This is a genomic window from Chryseobacterium sp. sg2396, from assembly GCF_042610505.1.
Lineage (GTDB): Bacteria > Bacteroidota > Bacteroidia > Flavobacteriales > Weeksellaceae > Chryseobacterium.
Window position 1 is genome coordinate 110,591 of the sequence record NZ_JBHGAQ010000013.1, and the last position, 21,060, is coordinate 131,650.

Consider the following 21,060-nt stretch of genomic DNA (forward strand, 5'->3'; position numbering starts at 1 on the left):
ATGCTTTGTATAATAAATTTTTTTGCCGTTTTGAAATTAATTTATATTTTTAGCAATATATAGAATCGAAAAACTGTACTAGAATTAAAAGATAAGAATATGAAAAAATTATTGTTAACCTTCGCCCTGTCATTGTTTGGTGTCATGACCTTTGCACAGATTGAAGGAAAATGGAAAACTATAGATGATGAAACAAAGCAGGCGAAGTCTATTGTAGAAATCTATAAAAAAGGAGACCAGTATTACGGAAAAGTATCCCAATTGCTGATCAAGCCCGCCAATCCGAACTGTACGGAATGCAAGGACGACCGTAAAAATAAGCCGATCCTCGGACTGGAGATCATAAGAGGGCTGAAAAAAGAAGGCAACGAATTTACCGGCGGGACGATTACGGATCCGAAAACCGGTAAAACTTACAAATGTACCATCAAAAGGGAAGGCGATAAGCTGAATGTAAGAGGGTATCTGGGGATCTCCGCTTTTGGAAGAACGCAGACCTGGCAGAAAGTGAATTAACCTGATCAGGATTAATTACAAGTAATACGCGGCATTTCATCAAATGAAATGTCGTTTTTGTTATGTAAATAATAAAAAAACATTACTTTTGTACTCTAAATTTTTCAAATAAATATGGCAGAATATACTTTTCGTGAGGTAATTGCACAGGCAATGAGCGAGGAAATGCGTAAAGACGAATCCATCTTTTTAATGGGGGAGGAAGTTGCAGAATACAACGGTGCATATAAAGCTTCAAAAGGAATGCTTGATGAATTTGGTCCTGAAAGAGTAATCGATACTCCGATCGCCGAGCTTGGTTTTACAGGGATTGCTGTAGGTGCCGCGATGAATGGAAACAGACCAATTGTAGAGTATATGACCTTCAATTTCTCTTTGGTGGGGATCGACCAGATTATCAATAACGCAGCGAAGATCCGCCAGATGAGCGGAGGCCAGTGGAACTGTCCGATCGTATTCCGTGGTCCTACCGCTTCTGCAGGACAGTTGGGCGCGACCCATTCCCAGGCTTTTGAAAACTGGTTCGCCAATATTCCCGGGCTTAAAGTAGTGGTTCCTTCAAACCCTTATGATGCGAAAGGGTTATTAAAAACAGCCATTCAGGATAACGATCCGGTGATTTTCATGGAATCCGAGCAGATGTACGGAGACAAGATGGAAATTCCTGAAGAAGAATATTACTTACCAATCGGAAAGGCCGATATCAAGAGAGAAGGTACCGATGTAACGTTGGTTTCTTTCGGAAAAATAATGAAACTGGCGATCCAGGCTGCCGAAGACATGGCGAAAGAAGGGATTTCCGTAGAAGTAATTGATCTTAGAACCGTTCGTCCTTTGGATTATGAAACTGTTCTGGCGTCCGTTAAAAAGACCAACAGACTGGTAATTCTTGAAGAGGCATGGCCATTCGGATCCGTAGCGTCTGAAATTACATATATGGTTCAGCAGAAAGCATTCGATTATCTGGATGCTCCGATCAAGAGAATTACAACCCCTGATGCACCTGCACCTTATTCTTCTGCCTTATTCGCAGATTGGTTCCCTAAGCTTGAAAAAGTGAAAGAGGAAATTAAAAAAGCAATGTACGTTAAGTAACAAAACGATTATAGAGAAAAACTTCCGAAAGGAAGTTTTTTCATTTATTATATTCATGAAGAAAAATTCGTAGGGTTGTAAATTTCACTTAAATTTGCGCTTTTAAAAATTAAATTAGCTGGTATGGCAGACGTTGCAGAAAGCGGTCATCACTTTGACATTAAAAAGCTTTCTTTCATTGGAATCTTAGTTTCTCTCGGAATCGTTTTCGGAGATATCGGTACTTCACCGCTTTACGTAATGAAAGCTATTGTAAACGCCAGAGAGAGCGGAAGTACGATGCCTTTCAATGAATATATCGAAGGGGCGCTTTCCTGTATCATCTGGACTCTTACACTTCAGACCACTATCAAGTATGTGATTATCGCATTGAGAGCGGACAACAAAGGCGAAGGCGGAATCCTGGCTTTGTTTTCCCTTGTAAAAAACCTTAAAAAAGGCTGGCTGTACCTGATCGCGATCATCGGCGCGGCAGCCCTGATCGCGGACGGTGTAATAACCCCCTCTCTTACGGTAATGTCGGCCATCGAAGGTCTCGAAATATACAATCCGCATACGCCGGTAGTGCCTATTACCATCGGTATCTTAATTGTAATCTTTGTAGTACAGCAGTTCGGAACGAGCTTTATCGGGAAATTCTTCGGGCCGGTTATGGTCATCTGGTTTCTCGTGCTGGGAGGTTTGGGACTGTCGCATCTAAGTGAAAATATGGAGATTCTAAGATCTTTCAACCCTTATTATGCCTATAAACTGATTGCCCATTCTCCGAGTGCCATCGTTATTTTAGGTGCGGTTTTCCTTTGTACGACAGGGGCAGAAGCTCTTTATTCCGATCTGGGACATTGCGGGGCAAAAAACATCAGGGTAAGCTGGGGATTTGTTAAAATAATGCTGATCCTGAATTATTTAGGACAGGGTGCGTGGTTACTGACTAATTATAATAAACCCGGTTTCTCAGCCGTAAATCCTTTCTTCGGTATTATGGAAGAATGGATGGTGGTTCCGGGAGTAATTATGGCAACGGCAGCGGCGATTATCGCAAGCCAGGCTTTGATTACAGGATCTTTCACCATCTTTTCCGAAGCGATGTCCCTGAACTTATGGCCGAACCAGAAGATCGATTATCCGTCCGGAGTAAAAGGGCAGATGTATATTCCTAGAATCAACTGGGGGCTGTTATTGTTCTGCATCATCGTAGTATTGCATTTCAAGGAATCCGGGAAAATGGAAGCAGCGTACGGATTATCCATCACCGTAACGATGCTGATGACTACCGTACTTTTGGTGTACTGGCTGTTGAAGCGCAGGGTAAACAAGCTTTTCATTCTGGTATTTGCTTTAGTCTATATGGCCATTGAATTAGGTTTCTTCAGTGCAAATGTCATCAAATTCCTTGAAGGAGGCTGGATTACCGTTGTGTTGGCAGGTTCTATCGGAGTTTGCATGTACGCATGGTACAACGGAAGGCTTATTAAGACGAAATTCATTAAGTTTATAAAGCTGGATAAATATATTCCGATCATTAAAGATATGAAGCTGGATGAAACCATTCCTAAATACGCGACAAACCTGGCTTATCTGAGCCGCGCTAAAAGAAATGACGAGATCGAATCAAAGATCATCTATTCCATTATCAAGAAACAGCCGAAAAGGGCCGATCATTATTTTATCCTGAATATTGTCAACCAGGAAGATCCATATACTTTCAAATATGTAGTGGACGAAGTTCTTCCCGGAACCATCTATAAGATTAATTTCATGCTCGGATTTAAGATCGACAGAAGGATCAACGACTATTTCGATATGGTTTTAAGAGATCTGATGGCAGACGGAACAATTCCTTCACGAAGCAGCCACCCGTCGTTAAGAGCTCACAATATTCCGCCGGATCTGAAATATGTAATCATAGACAATACCTATATCAACGATATTCTTCTTACCGTAAAAGAGAAGATTATCTTAAATATCTATAATTTTGTTAAATACATAGGCAGTGATGACTTCAAGGCCTGGGGGGTAACTTCACACAATGTAGTGGTGGAGTCCGCGCCTATCACGGAAGATTGTGTGGGAAGTTCGAAAATCCAGCAGTGCGATTTTATCCGTCATAACAGTTAAATTCTTTAACACCGGCAGACCATAAGTATTTAAATAAAAATCAATAAATTTGTAGATAAATTTTTTGATGGATACGATACAGAAAGAAAAAAATATCGCACTTATAAAGGACGTTTTAAGAAACTATTTACTGGAAAAAGGTTTTAGGAACACGCCGGAAAGATATACAATATTAGAAGAAATTTACAGTATGGATCATCACTTCAATGTGGATGATCTGTACCTGTTGATGCTGCAGAAAAAATACCATGTTTCCAAGGCAACCATTTACAATACCATTGAGATCTTCCTGGATGCGGGACTGATCCGTAAGCACCAGTTCGGGGAAAAAACGCTGACGTCCTCATCTTATGAGAAATCTTATTTTGATAAACAGCATGATCACCTGGTGATCTATAAAAAAGATTCCGACAAGGAAATTGAAGAAATCATCGAATTCTGCGATCCTAGAATCCAGGGAATCAAAGAAGCTATTGAAGAAGCATTCGGCGTAAAAATTGATTCCCATTCGCTGTATTTTTATGGCACTAAGAATGACTAATCTATCATTTCCGCTAAAGCTGGTATTTCTTATATCGGTCTTTATTTCGTCGTTTGTCTTTTCACAGGAACAGCCGAAGCCATTCCAGAAAGACCCTTATTTTACCCCTGCAACGCCTCAGAAAAATGCAGCCCCTGCAGAAAAAGTGAAGCATATTCATTCCGATGAATTGCGCAAGGACGATAAATACGAGGGCAATAATTACTTTGTAGGAAACGTGCAGTTTTCCCATCAGGGTTCTCTGCTGAATGCGGATCTTGTGATTGTTTACGAAGAGCAGAATTTCATCAAGGCTATCGGAAACGTGAAGCTTCAGAATGCCGACGGCTCCGTAATTACGGCCGACGAAATGGAATATGACGGAAACACACAGAAAGGGATTGCCCGGAAAAATGTTGTGCTTACCGATCCGAAAGGAACTGTCATCAAAACTGAAACCATGTATTATGACAGGATTTCAAATCAGGCCTATTACAATACCGGAGGAACCATTAATGATGGTAAAAGCACGACTTATTCAAAATCAGGAACCTACTATCTGGCAACGAGAACAATTGATCTTACCGGAAGAGTGAAAATTGAAGACAATCAGTATACGTTGGAAGGTGACAATGTAGTGCAGAACCAGAACACCAACATCGTGAATATTAATGGTCCTACAACCATTATCAATAAAAAAAATCCGAAGAACCGTATCGTTACCGACAAAGGGAACTATAATACGAACACAAAGGAGGCTTTTCTTTATAAGAACTCCAGGGTTTATTATAATGACAAGATCCTTACCGGCGATGAAATGTACTATAACCAGCTGACCGGTTTCGGAAAAGCCACAGGAAACGTAACCCTCGATGATCCTAATGAAAGAAGATGGATCAAAGGCGGTTACGGAGAAATTTTTGAGAAGAAAGATTCTGCCATGATGACTAAAAATCCGTATGCTGTAAAAGCGCTGGAAAAAGATTCAATGTATTTTGCGGCGGAAAAAATTATCTCCTTTCAGCGGCCGGATTCTGCAGATATTAAAGTCAAGAAAAGTTTTTTAAGAGCTTTCCGGAAAGGAAGGTTCTATAAATCGAATGCCCAGGGCAGGGCAGATTCTATTGCCTTTAACGAAACGGATGGGATACTTCATATGTACACGGATCCTATTCTCTGGAGCAACGGCAAACAGGTAACGGGCGATAAAGTGGAAGCTTATTTCAATACCCAGAACGAAAACATTGACTCGTTAAAGGTAATCGGAAATGCCTTTGCCATCAGTAAGGTAGATTCTTTGAACCTGAAAGATGAATTCAACCAGGTAAAAGGAAAGCTGATGACGGTGTATTACGGACCGGACAATAATATTAAAGAAGCCAAAGTAATCGGAAATGCACAGGCAATCTCATATTCGGATGACGAAAACAAGCAGACCGGTGAAAAGGAAAGAGTAGGAATTTCCCTGACTTCCTGTGGAATTATTGACGCCGTGTTCGAGGAAAAGCTCCTGTATGTAGTAGAGTGTAACATTGGTGCTGCATCGGATACCTATCCGATGAGCATGATCGAGCCGGAAAAACGTAAATTCCCCGACTTTAACTGGAATACGAAAGACCGTATCCTCAAATGGCAGGATATCTTGGTCGATACACCAAATTACGAAGAAATAAAATACGAATCCGACAATACTTTATACGATAAAGCACAGGAAGCGGTAGCAAAAGAAAAGGCCAAAGAAGAAGCTAAAAAGCCTAAACGGACCCGAAGATAGCTCGTTTATCACCGGATAAGCGGTTAAAAAAAGGAATCAATTCACCATTTTCTTAAGGGAAATGGTGAATTATTTTTATAAAAATACTGTGTTGATAAATCTTTACGGACTTTTTTTAACTCAAATGATAAAAATTTAATCATAAATTTTTCAAAAATAAGTGAAGGCGGAAAGCTTATTACAAAAGGGTTGTAGGATTGGAAAATATTCATGGATTAATGAATTGAAGTAGGATATCATTATAAAAATAAAATATTTTTTACTGAATGTGTATTTTTATCTAAATTTTTCTATATATTTATCATAGAAAATATACGAAAACTATATTAATATTTTGTGATTTGGTGGTATCGCTTACAGGATTTACTGTAAGCGATTTTTTTATTCTATCGGGATTATTTCTGCATATGGCGAATGTTTTTTAGCTTTGCTTAAATTTTTCAGGAAACAGACATGCAAAAAGATTTTTTTACCTATCAGGCCCAGACGACACAATTTGCCGCAGGCTTTGAAGTTGAGAAAGCGGAAGGAAGCTATATTTATGGCAAAGACGGAAGGAAATACCTGGATTTCGTAGCAGGGGTTTCTGCAAACACATTGGGGCATTCGCATCCCAGGATTGTTGAGGCCATCAAAGAACAGGCGGAAAAGTATCTTCACGTGATGGTATATGGGGAATACGCTCAGGAAAAGCCTGTGGCTTTGTGCAGGCTGCTGGCCGAAGCAACACCGGAGCCTCTCGAAATTACTTATTTGGTGAACAGTGGGGCAGAAGCTATCGATGGAAGCCTGAAGCTCGCCAAAAGATATACCGGAAGAGAAGAGATCGTTTCCTTCAAAAACTCATACCATGGGAATACGCACGGCGCGCTGAGCGTTTCCGGAAATGAATTCCACAAAAGGGAATTCCGTCCTTTGCTGCCGATGGTTTCTTTCATTGAATTCAATAATGAACATGACCTTAATAAAGTCACGGAGAAAACGGCCTGTGTCATCATGGAAACCATTCAGGGAGCAGCAGGCTTTCTTGTTCCGGATAAGGAATATTTAATTAAATTAAAGAAAAGATGCGAGGAAGTGGGTGCTTTGCTGATCCTCGACGAAATACAGCCTGGATTCGGCAGGACCGGCAAGCTTTTTTCTTTTGAACATTTCGGAATTGTTCCGGATATCCTCGTAATGGGAAAAGGCATGGGCGGAGGTGTTCCGGTAGGCGCCTTTATGAGTTCGAGAGAAATTATGGAAACCTTAACCCATTCTCCGAAGCTGGGGCATATTACCACTTTTGGCGGAAATCCGCTGATCGCCGCATCCAGCCTGGCTACTTTACAGGAAGTACTGGAAAGCGGGCTGATGGATGAAGTGGAAGAAAAAGAACAATTGTATAGGACATTGCTGGTGCATCCCAACATTAAAAATATTAATGGCAAAGGCCTGATGCTGGCCGTAAATCTTGGATCGCCGGAATATACCCTCGATGTAGCTAAACGATGTATGGACAAGGGCCTTATCGTTTTCTGGCAGCTTTACAGGAATGAATATCTGAGGATTTCCCCGCCGCTCAACATTTCCAGGGAGGAGATTGAAGAGGGCTGCAGGATCATTATTGAGATATTGAACGAAAATTAAAAGGGAAAAACGCTTTGCACAGAAGCGTTTTTTCATTGGGAGCAACTGGCGGATTTTCCTGAATTTATTATTAAACATTTATGTAAAAATCTCTGACAAATATCATAAAGATTATGTAAAAAAATAAATACATTTTTGTGTAATAAAAAAATTAATTTATATATTGCGGGACGATTAAAACAAAGATATATGGCGAAACATAAAGTCCATTACGAATTCCCAATGCACTGTCTTTCAGAGATTTTATACGAATATCTGGCGACTGCGGAGGGGTTGTCTGAATGGTTTGCGGATGAGGTAACAGAGAAAGGGGATGACTTCTTTTTCAGCTGGGGCGGAGGACCTGCTGAGAAGGCAACGCTGATCAGGTATAAGCCTGAAGGCTTTGTGCGTTTCCGTTGGGAAGAAGATGAAGGAACGAAAAATTTCTTTGAAATGACGATCACCATTGACGATATTACCGAAGATCTTTCCCTTAACATTACCGACTTCTGTGAGGAAGGTGATGAAAATGAAAACGCCATGTATTGGGAAAACCTTATTGAAAACCTTAGAATTAAACTAGGTGCTGCCTAAACGTAGGCTGTACTGCATGATAAAACTGATGAACGATTTATCGTTCATTATTTTTTTATAAACAAATCAGAAACAAGTGGACAATCAATATTTTACATCAGACGAAATAGCGGTACGGAACAGGGCTTTCCTTTCAGGAGATGCGGTAAAGGTTTCATTTTTTATCAGGAATGGTAAGCTGATCATGGATGAAGAGTGTTATTTCTTCCTGATGGCTTCCATGCGGAAAATGAGGCTGAACATCCCTTTAAGCTATACCCTGGAATTTTTCCAGTCACTTTTCAGAACGGAGATAATCGAAGGAAAAGGGATCCAGGACGGAATCGTCAACTTCCTGGTTTTCCGGAATACGGATGGCATCACTTTATCGAAGTCTTCGGTTTCTTATTTTTATGAAATCGCTGAAACGGCAGATGTACTGGCGGTTCAAGAAAGACCTTTGGAGCTTGATTTAATAAAGGAAATTAACGTTAATAATAACCTTTTAAGCAATATCCGTGTTCATAGCCCGGAAAACATTTACGGGGAGATTTATGCCCAGGAAAATGACCTGGATGATGTAATTCTCCTGAATCCTAATAAAAGGATTGCCCGTACGACTTTTGGAAATCTGCTTTTTCTGGAAGGAAACGTTATTAAAATCCCTAAACAGACTGAAGGAGCTTACATTTCGCCTTTGATGGAAAATTTTGTAACCTTCCTGCATAAGAACAACCTTGCCGATATCCAGGAGCATGAGATCATTGCTTTTGAATCTCAGAAAGCTGAAGAGATCCTGTTGATTTCCGATGAAAAAGGAATTTTCACCGTGGGCAAAATCAGGAATAAAACCTTTGGAAATACCCGTCTCAAAGAACTGACGGAAAACTGGAGAAACAGTTTTTTATAGTGAACATTTTCATAAATTTTAAATAAATGAAACCCGGCAGAGATTGTCGGGTTTTTTGATGCGATGAAAAATGTCAGAAGAAATAAATTAATCCAATTCTGTAAACATCCCGCCGCGCATGGTAATAAGTTAATATCAATTGATCAAACTGTTTGGTGAATCCTTTTGAAAAGCTTCCTTCCAAAGTAAAATGATCGGATATTTTATAGTTCAACCCGATGTCTCCACTGATGCCAAATCTTCTGCGGAAATAATAAAAATTATTATACTGTTCATCCGGAATATAATTGAGTTTCGGGCCTATTACAAATGAAAATTTTCTGTAAAAATCATGTTTGTAATATATAGGTAACTCAACAAAGGTTACTGATTCCGTATATGAGACAGTAGGAGCAACTTGCAGATATGATTTCCTGGAAATTTGCTTTTCCAAAACAAAACCTGCATAGGCTTCATCAATAATATCGCTTAAATATCCTGACGGCTCACCGTTTTCATCTATTGCGTTTACATTAGAATAGTTCCAGCCTGCTTTTACACCGTATTTTAAAGGGTATTGTTGTGAATATGCAAAGATTGTTAAAAACAAAAACAAAACATTGAGAGACTTGCTCTCAATGTTTTTATTTATATTAATACACTTCATTTTGATAAGAATTTCCTTCTTGTTTATGTACACTAAAAAATACATTCTGTTTCACGGCCAAATCCCCAAGTATATATTCTCTTTTTTTAACTTTTTTCCTCCTTCTTTCTTTGCCGGTTAATGGTTGGTCACCATAATCGTTGCATTGATAAGCTGTTGCCGTTTTTCCATAAAAACCTGTAAAAATAGTAGCTTTAAATTTTTTCCACTTTCCTTTCTTCTTTCTAAATGATTTTGTAAAAGTTTTCATTAATGTTTGTCCTGAAAAATTAGGGAAATGAGCATCTTTAAACTTATGCTTCCACATTATTCTCCTTTCAGAACTAAATAAATGTTCACCTTTATCTTTAATCTCACTGTGGCAATAACCGCCTTGTGGAGCAGGGACAGTAGCAACAACGGTTACCCCTGAATCTTTATAAGGCTCTACAGCTTGTGATACTTGTCCTTGAGTAGCTCCGACAATATTGATCGGTTGTTGTGTAGGGTTGGTAATGTTGTTTAAGGCAGTCAGAATATCAGTTGCTGTTCCGATATCATTGATAGGAAAACTTGCGTATCCCCAATCATATCTTTTATAAAGCGTATAACCGTTTTTACAGTCACCAACAATAAATTCTGAACCTAAGCTTAATAATGCCCTTTCTGTTTCATCGTCTATATAATATTCATCAGGAGCCGTATTTAAATCCCATGCTCCGTCACCTTGTTGATCTAGCCACGTATCATCCAGTTCGGCCAGGTATTGTCTTAGGGAGCAAAAATGCAGATCTTTTTCAAAATCAATTAGTGGCTGATTTTCATCAAAGCCTACTGATTCAGCATAATCATCTGCTTCTTCATCTGTCATACCGGCAGTTTGCTGATCAAAAGCATCATTGTAATCTTCAATCTGCTGATCTAATTTTACAATAGCTGTTTCATAATCCTGCAATGTAGGAAATACTAAGATGTTGTTTTGGCATGAAGTAGCGAGACTGTATCTAAATTGACAGCTTTTATGCCCGGAATAACAGTACTTGCGGTAGAATTTTCAAAGAAATCACAAACGGATTCACGTCCTTAAGCTGATATTTTTGCATTTGATTTATAATTTGCTTCAGTGTCAAATTCTCTTTCCGAAGAACAAGAAGAAAATAATGAGCCGACAACCAAGCTCATGATTAGAGTTTTTTTCATTGTAATTAATTTTTTAACAGAGCAAAAATATGTAAATTTTTGTGGTACCACAAAATTATTTATGAACAAATTATTAATTTTTTTAATCCCATGCTATTCTAAAAGTGGAGTTATTATTTGTGACAGATATTTTGTAAGATCCTTTCTAGATAACAACAAAGTTCTAAATCAATAATATATATCACTCTAAATTGACAAACCCGGTAAACAACGTATCACAGTCCTTTACCGGGTTTTATTCTGAACAGGTCAGAATTTGTTATCTTAATATTCTTTGAAGACTTCTGTTAGTTTCCGGGCAATTTCCTTTTGGCCTGCTTCGCTGCTCATATAGGTTTCATCTTTTGGATTATTGACAAATCCCAATTCCATAATGACCGCAGGAACTTTGGATTCTCTTAAAATATGAAGGTTTCTATCTTCGATCTTCTGAACATTGAACTTTCTGGAAATTCTTTCGGCAAGTTTTTTTGAATTTTCTGTATTCTGCGTGTATATTTCCGGGCCTTCCTGTGTAGAATGACGGTCGGCACTGCTGTTGATGTGCAAAGAAATAACCAGTTCAGGATGAAGCTGATTAATAAATATGGTGCGCTCGCTCAGCGGGAGGTCGGTATCGCTATCGCGGGTCAAGATAACTTCATATTTACTTTGGGTAGCATTGAATTTTTGGATCTCTTTTCCGATGCTGAGGACAATATCTTTCTCATAAATCCCGTTTCGATGGGCTCCCATATCGTTTCCGCCATGGCCGGCATCGATTACGATTAGCTTTTTATTTTCAGGGGTAAAGGATAAAAATGCTGCTGAAAAAGCGGCTAAAGCCAATAGTTTTATTCCTTTCATATCGCTGAGATTTTGGTTTAACAAATAACGGCAATTCCAGGCTTAAACTTAGTTAATGGATTCTTAAAATTTGTTAAATTTTTATTCAGCTTGCAAGATAAATTTTAATTCAGTGAAATATCTTCAGGAGAATTGGCCCACAGCAGGTATTCACCGCCAAGATTCTGCATAATCGATTTCCATAAGGTCTGGTCATTCGGCAGAGTGTAATCAAGATTGTAGACATCCACTACGGTCCACACTTTCCGCTGGATCTCGCCGTCGAGTTGCAACGCTGTCCATCCGGAATATCCGGAAAATATCTTTACATCGTTAATATCCAGCTCCCCGTTTAGAACGGCACTGATAATGTTTTCGATATCTTCCGTAAGATAAAATTCAGAAGTTATTTCCGTGTAAATTTCGGTAACTTTCTTGCCTTTTACTATAAAGAAAACTTTGTCATTTTCCACCGGTCCTCCATCATACACTTCGATTTTAAAATCAAAAAAATCCTTGAACTTACTGCTCATCTGGCTGTTCTTTTTATTCAATATTAAACCGAAAGCACCATTTTCATTGTGCTCAACAACAAGCACTACCGATCGGGAAAAAATATCGCCGGAAATGTCAGGTGTGGAAATTAATATTTTACCTTTGTAAGAGTAATTCATACTCAAATTTAATAAAAAATATTTATGGAAAACCTGCACGATAAAAGAAAAGTGTATGATAAATCCCAACTTATTGAAAGTGAGATAAAACAAAATCCCATGGAGCAATTCCGGGATTGGTATGCGGAAGCCGGCGAAAATCCGAACATTTCCGAAGCCAATGCAATGGCGGTTTCTACCTTGGAGGAAGACGGCTGCCCGCGTACCCGGATGGTTCTGCTGAAAGCTTATACCTATGAAGGATTTATTTTTTACACCAATTACGACAGCAGAAAAGGTCGTGCTATTGAGGAAACCCATAAAGCCTGCCTGCATTTTTTCTGGCCCGGCCTGGAACGGCAGATCATCATAAAAGCGAACCTGGAACGTATTGCTGAAAACCTGAGCGACGGCTATTTTCATTCCAGACCGAAAGGAAGCCAGCTCGGTGCCATAGTTTCTCCGCAGAGCCGTGAAATTCCCAACCGTGAATTTCTGGAAACGAGGCTTAAGGAACTTGAAAAGGAATATGAAAGTACTGAGATTCCAAGACCTGAAAACTGGGGCGGATATATCGCAAAACCTTATGAAATAGAATTCTGGCAGGGAAGGCCGAACCGTCTGCACGACCGGATTATCTATGAACTGACAGACGATTTCGAATGGAAGATCTCAAGACTGGCACCGTAAACCGGTATCAGGCATAAAAAAACCTCATCGGATGATGAGGTTTATTATTATAATCTTAATTGATTATTTTTTCTTTTTGGCTGGAGCAGGAGCGTTAGCTGAAGCTACGGCAGCTGAAAGATCAGCACCTGCCTTGAATTTAGCAACGGTTTTTGCTTCGATGTTGATCGGCTTTTTAGTGGCAGGATTGATTCCCTGTCTTGCTGCTCTCTCTGCTACTGAGAAAGTTCCGAATCCTACTAAAGAAACTTTTCCGTCTTTCTTCTTTAAAGTAGTCATTACGTTGTTGATGAATGATTCCAAAGCAGCTTTGGCTGCAACTTTAGTGATCCCTGCATCTTTTGCGATTGCGTCGATTAATTCAGACTTGTTCATAATTTTTATTATTAAAGTTAGTTCGTTAGTATAGCAAATATAATACTATTTTATAAATGTGCAATTTTATTGTAAAAAAATAATTAATTTTTTTAATTTTAAGTAAAATTGGTTAAAATATCATAATTCAGGATCTTACGAAAAATCTACGTTACACGTTGCTAAAATCATGCCAATTGCTTATCTGTATTGACTTTAGTAAATTTTGAAATTTATTTTTAACATTTATTAAATCCTGAATTTAATATCAAGAATTAAGGGTTTTCAGGATATGTTTATAAATTCGGTAAGTAAAATCTTCAAAAATTATATTTAAAGAAATTAATGTGCTGTGTATCTGTTAGTTTTAAATTCATTGTAAAAGGCGGTTTTGTAAATTATTATTAATAAATTTGCACCATGTTAATAGAAGTTTTTAAGTCTAAAATTCACAGGGTGAGAGTTACGGCTTCTGACCTTAATTATATAGGAAGTATTACCATAGATGAAGAGCTGATCGAAGCGGCAGGACTGGTAGTGGGAGAGCGGGTTTATATCGTAAATGTAAACAACGGAGAGCGTTTTGATACGTATGTGATCAAAGGAAAAAGAAAATCGGGCGAGGTTTGTCTTAATGGGCCGGCTGCAAGAAAAGTACAGAAAGACGATATCATCATTATCATCGCTTACGCACAGATGACTCCCGAGGAAGCGCAGGCTTTTCAGCCGAAAATCGTTTTCCCGGACGAAAAAACCAATCTTTTGACGTAACGTAACAGGATGGAAAACAAATCAAAAAAGCCTTTAAAAACAATCCTTACCATTGTAATCTCGCTTGCTTTTGCAGGCTTTTTTTTATGGTTTGCTCTAAAAGGACTGGATTTTAAGGTGATCCAAAAATCATTGGCAAAAGCCAATTACTGGTGGGTTTTACTGGCGGCCTGTTTCGGAATCGCAGCCTACTGGTTCCGGGCCATCCGGTGGAACCTGATGCTCGAGCCGATGGGACATCATATTTCAGACTCCAATTCGCTGTGGTCGATTTCATTCGGTTACCTGATGAACCTTACCATTCCCAGAAGCGGGGAAGTGGCACGGGCAACCGCTTTATATGGGGTTGAAAAAGTTCCGGTAGACCAGTCTTTCGGGACCATTATTCTGGAAAGGGTTGTGGATCTGGTGTGTATGGTCGTATTCCTCGGCCTGACCCTGATCTTTAAAGGAGAGGTGATTTATTCTTTTTATAAAAATTCAGGAATAGAACTTAATCCGGATAAAATTCTGATGGGTGCAGCGGTTTTAACTGTCGGTGCGATATTGTTTTTTGTGTTTAAAAAAAAACTGGCGAATGTTCCTGTTCTCGATAAGATCATCCGGTTCATTGATGGTGTTCTGGAAGGAATTACCTCCGTATTTAAATTGAAACAGAAAGGGAAATTCATCCTTTATACGGCAGGCATCTGGATTTCTTATTATTTTGCAGCCTATCTCGTGTGTTTTGCACTGCCGGAAACTTCGGATTTTACTTTTGATGACGGATTTTTGATTCTCGTTGTGGGAACTTTCGGGATGATCATCCCTGCAAGCGGTGGCATCGGAGCTTTTAACCTGGCAATGAAGTACGGTTTTATGGCCCTGTTTATTTCCATGGGAAAAAGCGGCGAGCTGGGTGGAGAAATAGGATTAACCTATTCTTTTATTTCACTGCCGTTGCAGATCGTAATCATGCTGGTGATGGGACTTGTTTCCATTCCGATGCTGGCTAAGGCAAGAAATAGGCTGACCGAAAATACGGTATCCGAATCATAAGATGAAGAGACATATTCTAAAACCCGGCACATCGCCGGATTTTTTTGTACCAGATAATTTTGCAGATTTCATTTGGAAAATTCCCGGATGAACACTAATTTAGAGGGAACAACACATTTATAATTATGGCAATTAATTTACAGAAAGGTCAGCGGATAGAAATTGGATTTACCAAAATGACCATCGGTCTGGGCTGGGATCCTAATGAGGGCATGGGATATGATTTCGACCTTGATGCTTCGGCAATTATGATCGATGCCGACCGTAAACTGGTAAGTGAGGAATATTTCGTTTTCTATAACAACCTGAATTCTCCCGACGGCGCCCTTACGCATACCGGCGACGATCCAAGCGGGAAAAACAGCGACGGTGACGATGATGAAGCGATTATCGTGGACCTGGAAAAAGTAGATTCGCGGGTTGAGGAAATCCTTTTCGTGGTAACCATTGAAGATTTTGAAAGAAGAAAGCAGAATTTCGGACAGGTGAGAAATTCCTATATCCGGATTATCGATAACATGACGCACCAGGAAATTGCCAAATATGAACTCGATGAGGACTTTTCCATCGAGACGGGAATTGAATTCGGAAGACTGTACAAGCGGGGCGGAAGCTGGAAGTTTGAGGCTTCGGGCATCGGCTACCGTGCAGATCTCGGTTTTTTTCTGGAAAAATATTACAAAGGGCAAATTATAAAATAATATGGCGATCAATTTACAGAAGGGGCAGACCATCAATCTGCGCAAAAGCGACAACGGTGGCGAAATATATGATCTTTCTTCCGTAACCATTGGCCTGGGCTGGGATGTACGCCGCTCCGGAGGCTTTCTCAACCGTCTTTTCGGCAGTAGTAGCGGCGCGGAATATGATCTGGATGCCATTGCCTTTCTGCTCGATAAAAACGGAAAGGTGGCAGATATGGGAAAAACATTCCCGGCAGGCAACGGGCGCGAAATTGTCCTGTACAAAAGTGATGTGATCTACTTTAATTCCATGCGGCATCCGAGCGGAAAGATCTGGCTTACCGGTGACAACAGGACCGGTGCGGGGGATGGCGATGATGAGCAGATCATTGTAAAGCTGGATGAACTGGACGAGCGCTATCAGAAGATCGTTTTCGTCGTGTCAATTTATCAGGGACTTGCGAACAGGCAGCATTTCGGGATGATCGAAAATGCTTTTATCCGGGCTGTTGATGCGAGGGGAAAGGAAATTACCAAATTCAGTCTTTCCGGTGATGAAAGCATGAACGGTATGTGCTCCATGGTTTTTGCGGAAGCGTACCGTTATAACGGCGACTGGAAATTCCGTGCCATCGGGGAACCCCATAAAACGGATAATTTTATTGAGGTACTGGTGCCGTATACGTATTAAAAATTATGCAGGTAAAGCATACTTGTATTGGTTTATTGTAGTGCTAAAATTAAAACAAGAGATATAATTATAATTGAAATTACAATAAAACTTGTGCCTCCTTTTTTAGCGACATAACTATTCTGGTTTTCAAAATCAGGATACTTTTTTTGGGCTTTACTAACTGTTCTCATTGCTTTTTTCAGATATAGCAGATTTCCTGAAAATCCTGTGGTTATTATAAACAATACGGTAACGCAAAGACTAAAAATAACCGTTCTTTCCTCACCAATCAGTCTTTTAAGGAATAAATTTTCAAATAAACTCTCTAAGGAAATTAATGAATAAATAATTATAACTTCAATATACATTTTTCTGTAAAGAAACCAGAATATTCCAAAGATTAATGTGGCATAATTAAAAGTAAATTTTTTGCTTTGGTTATATTTGTCCAGCTTTTCCAGATAATAATCATCTCTTTTCTGAAAGAAGCTTTTATAAAGTTCAATATCGTTTTTCATAGTTAGTGTTAAAATAATAAATTACCTCAGCGCGATTTTCAGTCCCATTTCGTCTTTCATATACAACAACACTTCCGCATTTCCCCGGGCATCATCTACGGGATGATGGGTATGTTCCGTTTTCCTCAAATGCTTCCACTGTGCGAAAGTATCTTTTTCCAGTCCGCAATACAGATCGGAAAGCCTCCTGGACGAAAAACCGAATGGATTCCGTCCGATGAAATGATGGAAATACCAGCAGATGAACATCCAGTCGAAGCCATTATTGTCGCTGATGAAAATCGGCCGGCCTTTGGAATGCTCTTCTATCCAGGCAGCAAATTTCAGCATGATCTCTTTGGGATCGTCAAAGTCCAGGGTTTCCTCTCTCGCAAATCCTGAAACCGCCAGCGCATCAGGATTATAATTTTCGGAAATCGGTTTTAATCTTCCATAGAAAGTTCTGTCCAGATTTTCGTCTACCAGAACCGCTCCGAAACAGACCATTGAAAAATCCCCGGGAATCGGGCCGTCCGATTCTATATCGACCATGATGTAGCTCATATCCTTTATTTTTTATTAATTTTTGACCTGACGAATATATCAAAAAATTGACTCTGAAAATCCGGTATTTATAAAAGTTCAAAAAAACTTCTTTTTCCGATCTTGATTTTTGTTCCTTTGGTTACTGCAACTTTTTCATCGGGATCAGTTATTTTCTGATGATTGATCTGAATCCCGCCGTTGATAATGAGCCTGCGGATAAAAGACTTGCTTTCTTTGTTTTTCAGCTGATGACAGAGTTCTGAAAGAGTCATGCTTTCCTGACGATTATTCAGTGAATTTAAAGAAACCGGCTCAAACACTTTTTCATCATCATTTTTATTTTGAAACTGGTTCGTGAAAAACATTTCAGCCTGTTCTGCGGATTCAGGATCGTGATATTGCGTAATGATGTTTTTGGCGATAAGCTTTTTAATGTACATCGGATTTTCGCCATCTTTAATCCTGAGCTTCAGATTTTCTTTTTCTTCAACGGAAAAATCGGTAGTAAGATCAATAAACTCATTGATCAGGGTATCCGGAATGGACATGGTTTTTCCGAACATCTCATTCGGTGTATCTGTTAATCCGATGGTGTTTTTTAAAGATTTACTCATTTTTTCTTTACCGTCCAGGCCTTTAAGCAACGGCATGCACATGACAATTTGCGGTGATCTTCCGTGGATTTCCTGAAGCTGCCTCCCCATGGTACAGTTGAACAGCTGATCGGTTCCGCCCATCTCTATATCGCATTCAATCTGTACCGAATCGAATCCCTGAAGAATCGGGTATACCAGCTCATGCATGGCAATTGGGATATTTTCGGTAAATCTTTTGCTGAAATCGTTCCGCTGCAGCAGCTGCGCCACCGTTACTTGAGACATGAGCTGAATGACTTCTGAAAAAGGCAGCGCATCCAGCCAGTCGGAATTGAATACTATTTTTGCTTTTTCAACATCAATCACTTTGGCAAGCTGGCTGATGTAGGTTTCTGCATTATGCTTCACTTCTTCAGCATTTAAGGGTTGCCGGGCTTTATTTTTACCGGTCGGATCCCCAATTCTTGCCGTAAAGCTTCCGACTACGATGATTACCTGATGGCCCAATTCCTGAAACTGCTTCAGCTTTTTCAATACGACGGCATGCCCCAAATGCAGATCCGGAGCGGTAGGATCGAAGCCCAGTTTTATGATAAGCTTCCTGTTTTCTTTTCCTGCCTGTACTGCTTTTTCTTCCAGGCCGTTTTGTGGCAGAATGATTTCTGCATTTTCTTTTAATATACGGATCATTTTTTTTGAATTTTAAATATGAAAAACCCGGACGATGGGTCCGGGTTCTCTATTGTTTTAGTTAATTTTTTTTACTGAAATATATTTACAGAAGCTTTCCCGAACAATAATAAGCCGGGTAATAATAATTGCTGAAGAAAGGCAGTTGTACTATGTTACTGAGCTGCGTCATGCTTGCAAATATAGAAGTTTTTTTCCTGTTGTAAAAAATTATCCTGCTATAACAGTTGAAGCATTACTATATTTCCCTTATAAAATTTAGTGGAATCATACAGCTCGGAAAAATGGCGGTACATTTCCTGTTTCGGCATATCAGCAGATTTATTTTCCTGATATACTGTTTCTGCCAGGGAAAAAAGATTAGAATAGCTGGATTTCAGATAATTAAAATACAAGTCTGTTTCATCTTTTTCATTCCTCAATCCAGAAAAAAAGATTCCGTAGATAAGGAATGGGTTGAATGTTTCCGAATCTGCTTTGTAGCAAAGGCTGACTTGCGAATGTTTCTCGTAATCTGACAGGATTTTTTGAAATGCTTCCACTTCTGAAGTGCCACAGATCTCATGGAAAATATCAATCCCGTGAGTAAATAACTGGCCTTGCATTTCTTCCGGGTCCGCCTGGCACCTGGCATCGAACCACCTGAAAATATCCAGCAGCTCTTCTTTTGAAACATCGTCAATATGATGAAGCATTTTTTTCTTGATGAGCTCCAGGCTTGTTTTTTTATCATCCTGTAAGAATGGAAGAACGTGTTCTTCTTCGCGGCAGAGTGTGTTGTACAAATTAATTTTTGCTACAACCGGATTGGTCTTAATGAAGTAAAGTTTCCCTGCCATACTGTTATGTGATGCCTTGTTTTTCAGTAAATTTCATGACTAAGGTAGTGAAAAAAAGGACATGAAAATACAGAGCGGTAATATTTCATACGCACTCTGTTTTTGCCGTTAATTTTTATTATTTATCGAAAGCAGGCAGATGTTTTATGTCATCATTTAATACCATTTCCTTCAGGGCTTTGTGAATCAGGTGGCGAACCACGGAAAGCGGATGGTCGGGAAATTCGTTATCGTACTCCTCTCTTTCGGATTTATTCATAAGGGCTCCCTCTCTGAATGAAGCGTCATAGGGGTCTTCAAACCAGTTTTTCAGTCCATCATCGTCGAAAGTGACCTCGCCGGTCTGTAGAAATTGGCTTAATACAAGATTGTCTCTTATTCCCGTTGTTCCCACTTCAACTGCCTGGGCTTTAATTACAAAACTGCAGTTTTCAAAGGGTATGGTAACGGAAGCAAGATAGGTCATCCCGCGTTCCGGCTGCGGCATTTTAAAAATAGTTTTAACGCTGGGGATACCGTGAAGTTTGAATACAGACACTTCAACGAGGCCTCCTCCTGATTCTGCAACCGACTGCCGGTAAAAATTCCGTAATTCTTCTACGTTTTTAACCGTTGGTAAATCGGGCGGAATGTTAAAAAAATAAAGAGAAATCAGAGCGCTCTGCTCCGGATTTACCCAAACGATGCGTTCATCATTCTGTTCGACGGTTTCCCATCCGAAAGTCGGGACAGAAATGGAGCGGATGTTTGCTTCAGGATTTTTTCTTTTAAAAAATGTGAACATAGTTATTTGCTTTTAAAGTTTTTGATAAGATGTTTTTAAGTGATTTTTGATGCTTAAAATTAAATAAAATGACTAACGGGACTCGGGATTGAAATGGGCTTTAAAGGTTAGCGGATCTTCCGTTTTGTCTTCTGCTTCTTCGAGGTATTCGTGGTACTCTTCCGGATGTTTCCCCATGTAGGCCATAACAATCGCAAGGTTGATGAAAAGGTTTTTGTCGGAAGAACCGAGATGTAATGCTCTGTGCAGATGGGCCAGTGCCTGTTCGTCTTCTCCCATATCGGAATAGACCGCACCGGTATTGATCAGAGCTGAGGTATTTTCCGGCTCAATCTGCAAAATTTCATCCAGTTCCCTGATCAGAAGATCGTTGATCGCATCCCAGTGATCTTCATTTTCCCAACGTTTGGCCTGAAGTTTTTTTACGTTTTCCAGTCTTTTGATTATGATATTCATGATTTTAAATGATGAATGTGAAA

Annotated in this window: 24 protein-coding genes; 13 read left to right on the forward strand and 11 right to left on the reverse strand. The window is 39.5% G+C overall.

Annotated features, from left to right (window positions below; genetic code table 11):
* The first annotated feature begins 99 nt into the window (after positions 1 to 99).
* The 8 genes from ACED20_RS14340 to ACED20_RS14375 all read left to right on the forward strand — a co-directional run bounded on the left by ACED20_RS14340 (position 100) and on the right by ACED20_RS14375 (position 9,117).
* The gene (locus tag ACED20_RS14340) at positions 100 to 516 is read left to right on the forward strand and encodes a DUF2147 domain-containing protein (RefSeq protein ID WP_294199202.1); all 417 of its coding nucleotides are present in this window, start codon (positions 100 to 102) and stop codon (positions 514 to 516) included.
* 114 nt (positions 517 to 630) lie between these two features.
* The gene (locus ACED20_RS14345) at positions 631 to 1,611 is read left to right on the forward strand and encodes a pyruvate dehydrogenase complex E1 component subunit beta (RefSeq protein WP_294223396.1); all 981 of its coding nucleotides are present in this window, start codon (positions 631 to 633) and stop codon (positions 1,609 to 1,611) included.
* A gap of 123 nt (positions 1,612 to 1,734) precedes the next feature.
* A complete protein-coding gene (locus tag ACED20_RS14350; protein ID WP_294199075.1) occupies positions 1,735 to 3,729 on the forward strand; it encodes a KUP/HAK/KT family potassium transporter in 1,995 nt (664 codons plus the stop codon).
* 67 nt (positions 3,730 to 3,796) lie between these two features.
* Positions 3,797 to 4,270: a Fur family transcriptional regulator gene (locus ACED20_RS14355; protein ID WP_029294631.1), complete on the forward strand. Its 474-nt coding sequence runs from the start codon at positions 3,797 to 3,799 to the stop codon at positions 4,268 to 4,270.
* Complete coding sequence (locus ACED20_RS14360) at positions 4,263 to 6,023, forward strand: OstA-like protein (RefSeq protein ID WP_378105346.1); 1,761 nt, start codon at positions 4,263 to 4,265, stop codon at positions 6,021 to 6,023. The genes ACED20_RS14355 and ACED20_RS14360 overlap by 8 nt, the downstream gene beginning before the upstream one ends.
* A gap of 453 nt (positions 6,024 to 6,476) precedes the next feature.
* Positions 6,477 to 7,652: an aspartate aminotransferase family protein gene (locus tag ACED20_RS14365; protein ID WP_294238891.1), complete on the forward strand. Its 1,176-nt coding sequence runs from the start codon at positions 6,477 to 6,479 to the stop codon at positions 7,650 to 7,652.
* Positions 7,653 to 7,841: 189 nt separating this feature from the next.
* Positions 7,842 to 8,228: an START-like domain-containing protein gene (locus tag ACED20_RS14370; protein ID WP_294199078.1), complete on the forward strand. Its 387-nt coding sequence runs from the start codon at positions 7,842 to 7,844 to the stop codon at positions 8,226 to 8,228.
* Between the two features lie 76 nt (positions 8,229 to 8,304).
* Complete coding sequence (locus tag ACED20_RS14375; RefSeq protein ID WP_294223387.1) at positions 8,305 to 9,117, forward strand: aminotransferase class IV; 813 nt, start codon at positions 8,305 to 8,307, stop codon at positions 9,115 to 9,117.
* Positions 9,118 to 9,190: 73 nt separating this feature from the next.
* On the opposite strand, the gene ACED20_RS14380 is transcribed toward ACED20_RS14375, so the two are convergent.
* The 4 genes from ACED20_RS14380 to ACED20_RS14395 all read right to left on the reverse strand — a co-directional run bounded on the left by ACED20_RS14380 (position 9,191) and on the right by ACED20_RS14395 (position 12,441).
* Positions 9,191 to 9,706 (reverse strand): hypothetical protein, encoded by a 516-nt coding sequence (locus ACED20_RS14380; protein ID WP_294334013.1) that lies wholly within the window; start codon positions 9,704 to 9,706, stop codon positions 9,191 to 9,193.
* A gap of 43 nt (positions 9,707 to 9,749) precedes the next feature.
* Positions 9,750 to 10,697 (reverse strand): hypothetical protein, encoded by a 948-nt coding sequence (locus ACED20_RS14385; protein ID WP_294223384.1) that lies wholly within the window; start codon positions 10,695 to 10,697, stop codon positions 9,750 to 9,752.
* A gap of 509 nt (positions 10,698 to 11,206) precedes the next feature.
* Complete coding sequence (locus ACED20_RS14390; RefSeq protein ID WP_294238884.1) at positions 11,207 to 11,788, reverse strand: N-acetylmuramoyl-L-alanine amidase; 582 nt, start codon at positions 11,786 to 11,788, stop codon at positions 11,207 to 11,209.
* 104 nt (positions 11,789 to 11,892) lie between these two features.
* On the reverse strand, positions 11,893 to 12,441 hold the full coding sequence (locus ACED20_RS14395) for a YqgE/AlgH family protein (protein ID WP_294199831.1): 549 nt from the start codon (positions 12,439 to 12,441) through the stop codon (positions 11,893 to 11,895).
* A gap of 24 nt (positions 12,442 to 12,465) precedes the next feature.
* On the opposite strand from ACED20_RS14395, the gene pdxH reads away from it, so the two are divergent.
* Positions 12,466 to 13,110 (forward strand): pyridoxamine 5'-phosphate oxidase, encoded by a 645-nt coding sequence (gene pdxH / locus ACED20_RS14400; RefSeq protein ID WP_294228910.1) that lies wholly within the window; start codon positions 12,466 to 12,468, stop codon positions 13,108 to 13,110.
* Between the two features lie 63 nt (positions 13,111 to 13,173).
* Here the strand turns inward: pdxH and ACED20_RS14405 are convergent, their stop codons facing one another.
* The gene (locus ACED20_RS14405) at positions 13,174 to 13,485 is read right to left on the reverse strand and encodes an HU family DNA-binding protein (RefSeq protein WP_294199833.1); all 312 of its coding nucleotides are present in this window, start codon (positions 13,483 to 13,485) and stop codon (positions 13,174 to 13,176) included.
* Between the two features lie 399 nt (positions 13,486 to 13,884).
* Between ACED20_RS14405 and panD the strand changes: the two genes are divergently transcribed.
* The 4 genes from panD to ACED20_RS14425 all read left to right on the forward strand — a co-directional run bounded on the left by panD (position 13,885) and on the right by ACED20_RS14425 (position 16,647).
* Entirely contained in the window at positions 13,885 to 14,235 is a 351-nt protein-coding gene (gene panD / locus ACED20_RS14410; RefSeq protein ID WP_294199834.1) for an aspartate 1-decarboxylase, read from the forward strand.
* 9 nt (positions 14,236 to 14,244) lie between these two features.
* Positions 14,245 to 15,273 carry a lysylphosphatidylglycerol synthase transmembrane domain-containing protein gene (locus ACED20_RS14415; protein WP_294199835.1) on the forward strand — a complete coding sequence of 343 codons (1,029 nt, stop codon included), beginning with the start codon at positions 14,245 to 14,247 and terminating at the stop codon, positions 15,271 to 15,273.
* Between the two features lie 125 nt (positions 15,274 to 15,398).
* The gene (locus ACED20_RS14420; RefSeq protein ID WP_294199837.1) at positions 15,399 to 15,974 is read left to right on the forward strand and encodes a TerD family protein; all 576 of its coding nucleotides are present in this window, start codon (positions 15,399 to 15,401) and stop codon (positions 15,972 to 15,974) included.
* A gap of 1 nt (position 15,975) precedes the next feature.
* Positions 15,976 to 16,647: a TerD family protein gene (locus ACED20_RS14425; RefSeq protein WP_294238881.1), complete on the forward strand. Its 672-nt coding sequence runs from the start codon at positions 15,976 to 15,978 to the stop codon at positions 16,645 to 16,647.
* 32 nt (positions 16,648 to 16,679) lie between these two features.
* Here the strand turns inward: ACED20_RS14425 and ACED20_RS14430 are convergent, their stop codons facing one another.
* The 6 genes from ACED20_RS14430 to ACED20_RS14455 all read right to left on the reverse strand — a co-directional run bounded on the left by ACED20_RS14430 (position 16,680) and on the right by ACED20_RS14455 (position 21,037).
* Positions 16,680 to 17,147 carry a DUF2628 domain-containing protein gene (locus ACED20_RS14430; RefSeq protein WP_294238878.1) on the reverse strand — a complete coding sequence of 156 codons (468 nt, stop codon included), beginning with the start codon at positions 17,145 to 17,147 and terminating at the stop codon, positions 16,680 to 16,682.
* A gap of 21 nt (positions 17,148 to 17,168) precedes the next feature.
* Positions 17,169 to 17,690: a 3'-5' exoribonuclease domain-containing protein gene (locus ACED20_RS14435; RefSeq protein ID WP_295213746.1), complete on the reverse strand. Its 522-nt coding sequence runs from the start codon at positions 17,688 to 17,690 to the stop codon at positions 17,169 to 17,171.
* A gap of 68 nt (positions 17,691 to 17,758) precedes the next feature.
* The gene (gene tyrS / locus ACED20_RS14440; protein ID WP_345766420.1) at positions 17,759 to 18,958 is read right to left on the reverse strand and encodes a tyrosine--tRNA ligase; all 1,200 of its coding nucleotides are present in this window, start codon (positions 18,956 to 18,958) and stop codon (positions 17,759 to 17,761) included.
* 218 nt (positions 18,959 to 19,176) lie between these two features.
* Entirely contained in the window at positions 19,177 to 19,797 is a 621-nt protein-coding gene (locus ACED20_RS14445) for a hypothetical protein (RefSeq protein ID WP_345766419.1), read from the reverse strand.
* Between the two features lie 118 nt (positions 19,798 to 19,915).
* Entirely contained in the window at positions 19,916 to 20,581 is a 666-nt protein-coding gene (locus ACED20_RS14450; protein ID WP_294238864.1) for a hypothetical protein, read from the reverse strand.
* A gap of 72 nt (positions 20,582 to 20,653) precedes the next feature.
* Positions 20,654 to 21,037 (reverse strand): M48 family metallopeptidase, encoded by a 384-nt coding sequence (locus tag ACED20_RS14455; RefSeq protein ID WP_294238861.1) that lies wholly within the window; start codon positions 21,035 to 21,037, stop codon positions 20,654 to 20,656.
* Positions 21,038 to 21,060 lie beyond the last annotated feature (23 nt).

Excerpts from the sequence above, each read along its gene's own strand:
- ACED20_RS14340 (WP_294199202.1), top strand. The coding sequence starts at position 100 with ATGAAAAAATTATTGTTAACCTTCGCCCTGTCATTGTTTGGTGTCATG.
- ACED20_RS14345 (WP_294223396.1), top strand. The coding sequence starts at position 631 with ATGGCAGAATATACTTTTCGTGAGGTAATTGCACAGGCAATGAGCGAG.
- ACED20_RS14350 (WP_294199075.1), top strand. The coding sequence starts at position 1,735 with ATGGCAGACGTTGCAGAAAGCGGTCATCACTTTGACATTAAAAAGCTT.
- ACED20_RS14355 (WP_029294631.1), top strand. The coding sequence starts at position 3,797 with ATGGATACGATACAGAAAGAAAAAAATATCGCACTTATAAAGGACGTT.
- ACED20_RS14360 (WP_378105346.1), top strand. The coding sequence starts at position 4,263 with ATGACTAATCTATCATTTCCGCTAAAGCTGGTATTTCTTATATCGGTC.
- ACED20_RS14365 (WP_294238891.1), top strand. The coding sequence starts at position 6,477 with ATGCAAAAAGATTTTTTTACCTATCAGGCCCAGACGACACAATTTGCC.
- ACED20_RS14370 (WP_294199078.1), top strand. The coding sequence starts at position 7,842 with ATGGCGAAACATAAAGTCCATTACGAATTCCCAATGCACTGTCTTTCA.
- ACED20_RS14390 (WP_294238884.1), bottom strand. The coding sequence starts at position 11,788 with ATGAAAGGAATAAAACTATTGGCTTTAGCCGCTTTTTCAGCAGCATTT.
- ACED20_RS14395 (WP_294199831.1), bottom strand. The coding sequence starts at position 12,441 with ATGAATTACTCTTACAAAGGTAAAATATTAATTTCCACACCTGACATT.
- pdxH (WP_294228910.1), top strand. The coding sequence starts at position 12,466 with ATGGAAAACCTGCACGATAAAAGAAAAGTGTATGATAAATCCCAACTT.
- ACED20_RS14405 (WP_294199833.1), bottom strand. The coding sequence starts at position 13,485 with ATGAACAAGTCTGAATTAATCGACGCAATCGCAAAAGATGCAGGGATC.
- panD (WP_294199834.1), top strand. The coding sequence starts at position 13,885 with ATGTTAATAGAAGTTTTTAAGTCTAAAATTCACAGGGTGAGAGTTACG.
- ACED20_RS14415 (WP_294199835.1), top strand. The coding sequence starts at position 14,245 with ATGGAAAACAAATCAAAAAAGCCTTTAAAAACAATCCTTACCATTGTA.
- ACED20_RS14420 (WP_294199837.1), top strand. The coding sequence starts at position 15,399 with ATGGCAATTAATTTACAGAAAGGTCAGCGGATAGAAATTGGATTTACC.
- ACED20_RS14425 (WP_294238881.1), top strand. The coding sequence starts at position 15,976 with ATGGCGATCAATTTACAGAAGGGGCAGACCATCAATCTGCGCAAAAGC.
- ACED20_RS14430 (WP_294238878.1), bottom strand. The coding sequence starts at position 17,147 with ATGAAAAACGATATTGAACTTTATAAAAGCTTCTTTCAGAAAAGAGAT.
- ACED20_RS14435 (WP_295213746.1), bottom strand. The coding sequence starts at position 17,690 with ATGAGCTACATCATGGTCGATATAGAATCGGACGGCCCGATTCCCGGG.
- tyrS (WP_345766420.1), bottom strand. The coding sequence starts at position 18,958 with ATGATCCGTATATTAAAAGAAAATGCAGAAATCATTCTGCCACAAAAC.
- ACED20_RS14445 (WP_345766419.1), bottom strand. The coding sequence starts at position 19,797 with ATGGCAGGGAAACTTTACTTCATTAAGACCAATCCGGTTGTAGCAAAA.
- ACED20_RS14450 (WP_294238864.1), bottom strand. The coding sequence starts at position 20,581 with ATGTTCACATTTTTTAAAAGAAAAAATCCTGAAGCAAACATCCGCTCC.
- ACED20_RS14455 (WP_294238861.1), bottom strand. The coding sequence starts at position 21,037 with ATGAATATCATAATCAAAAGACTGGAAAACGTAAAAAAACTTCAGGCC.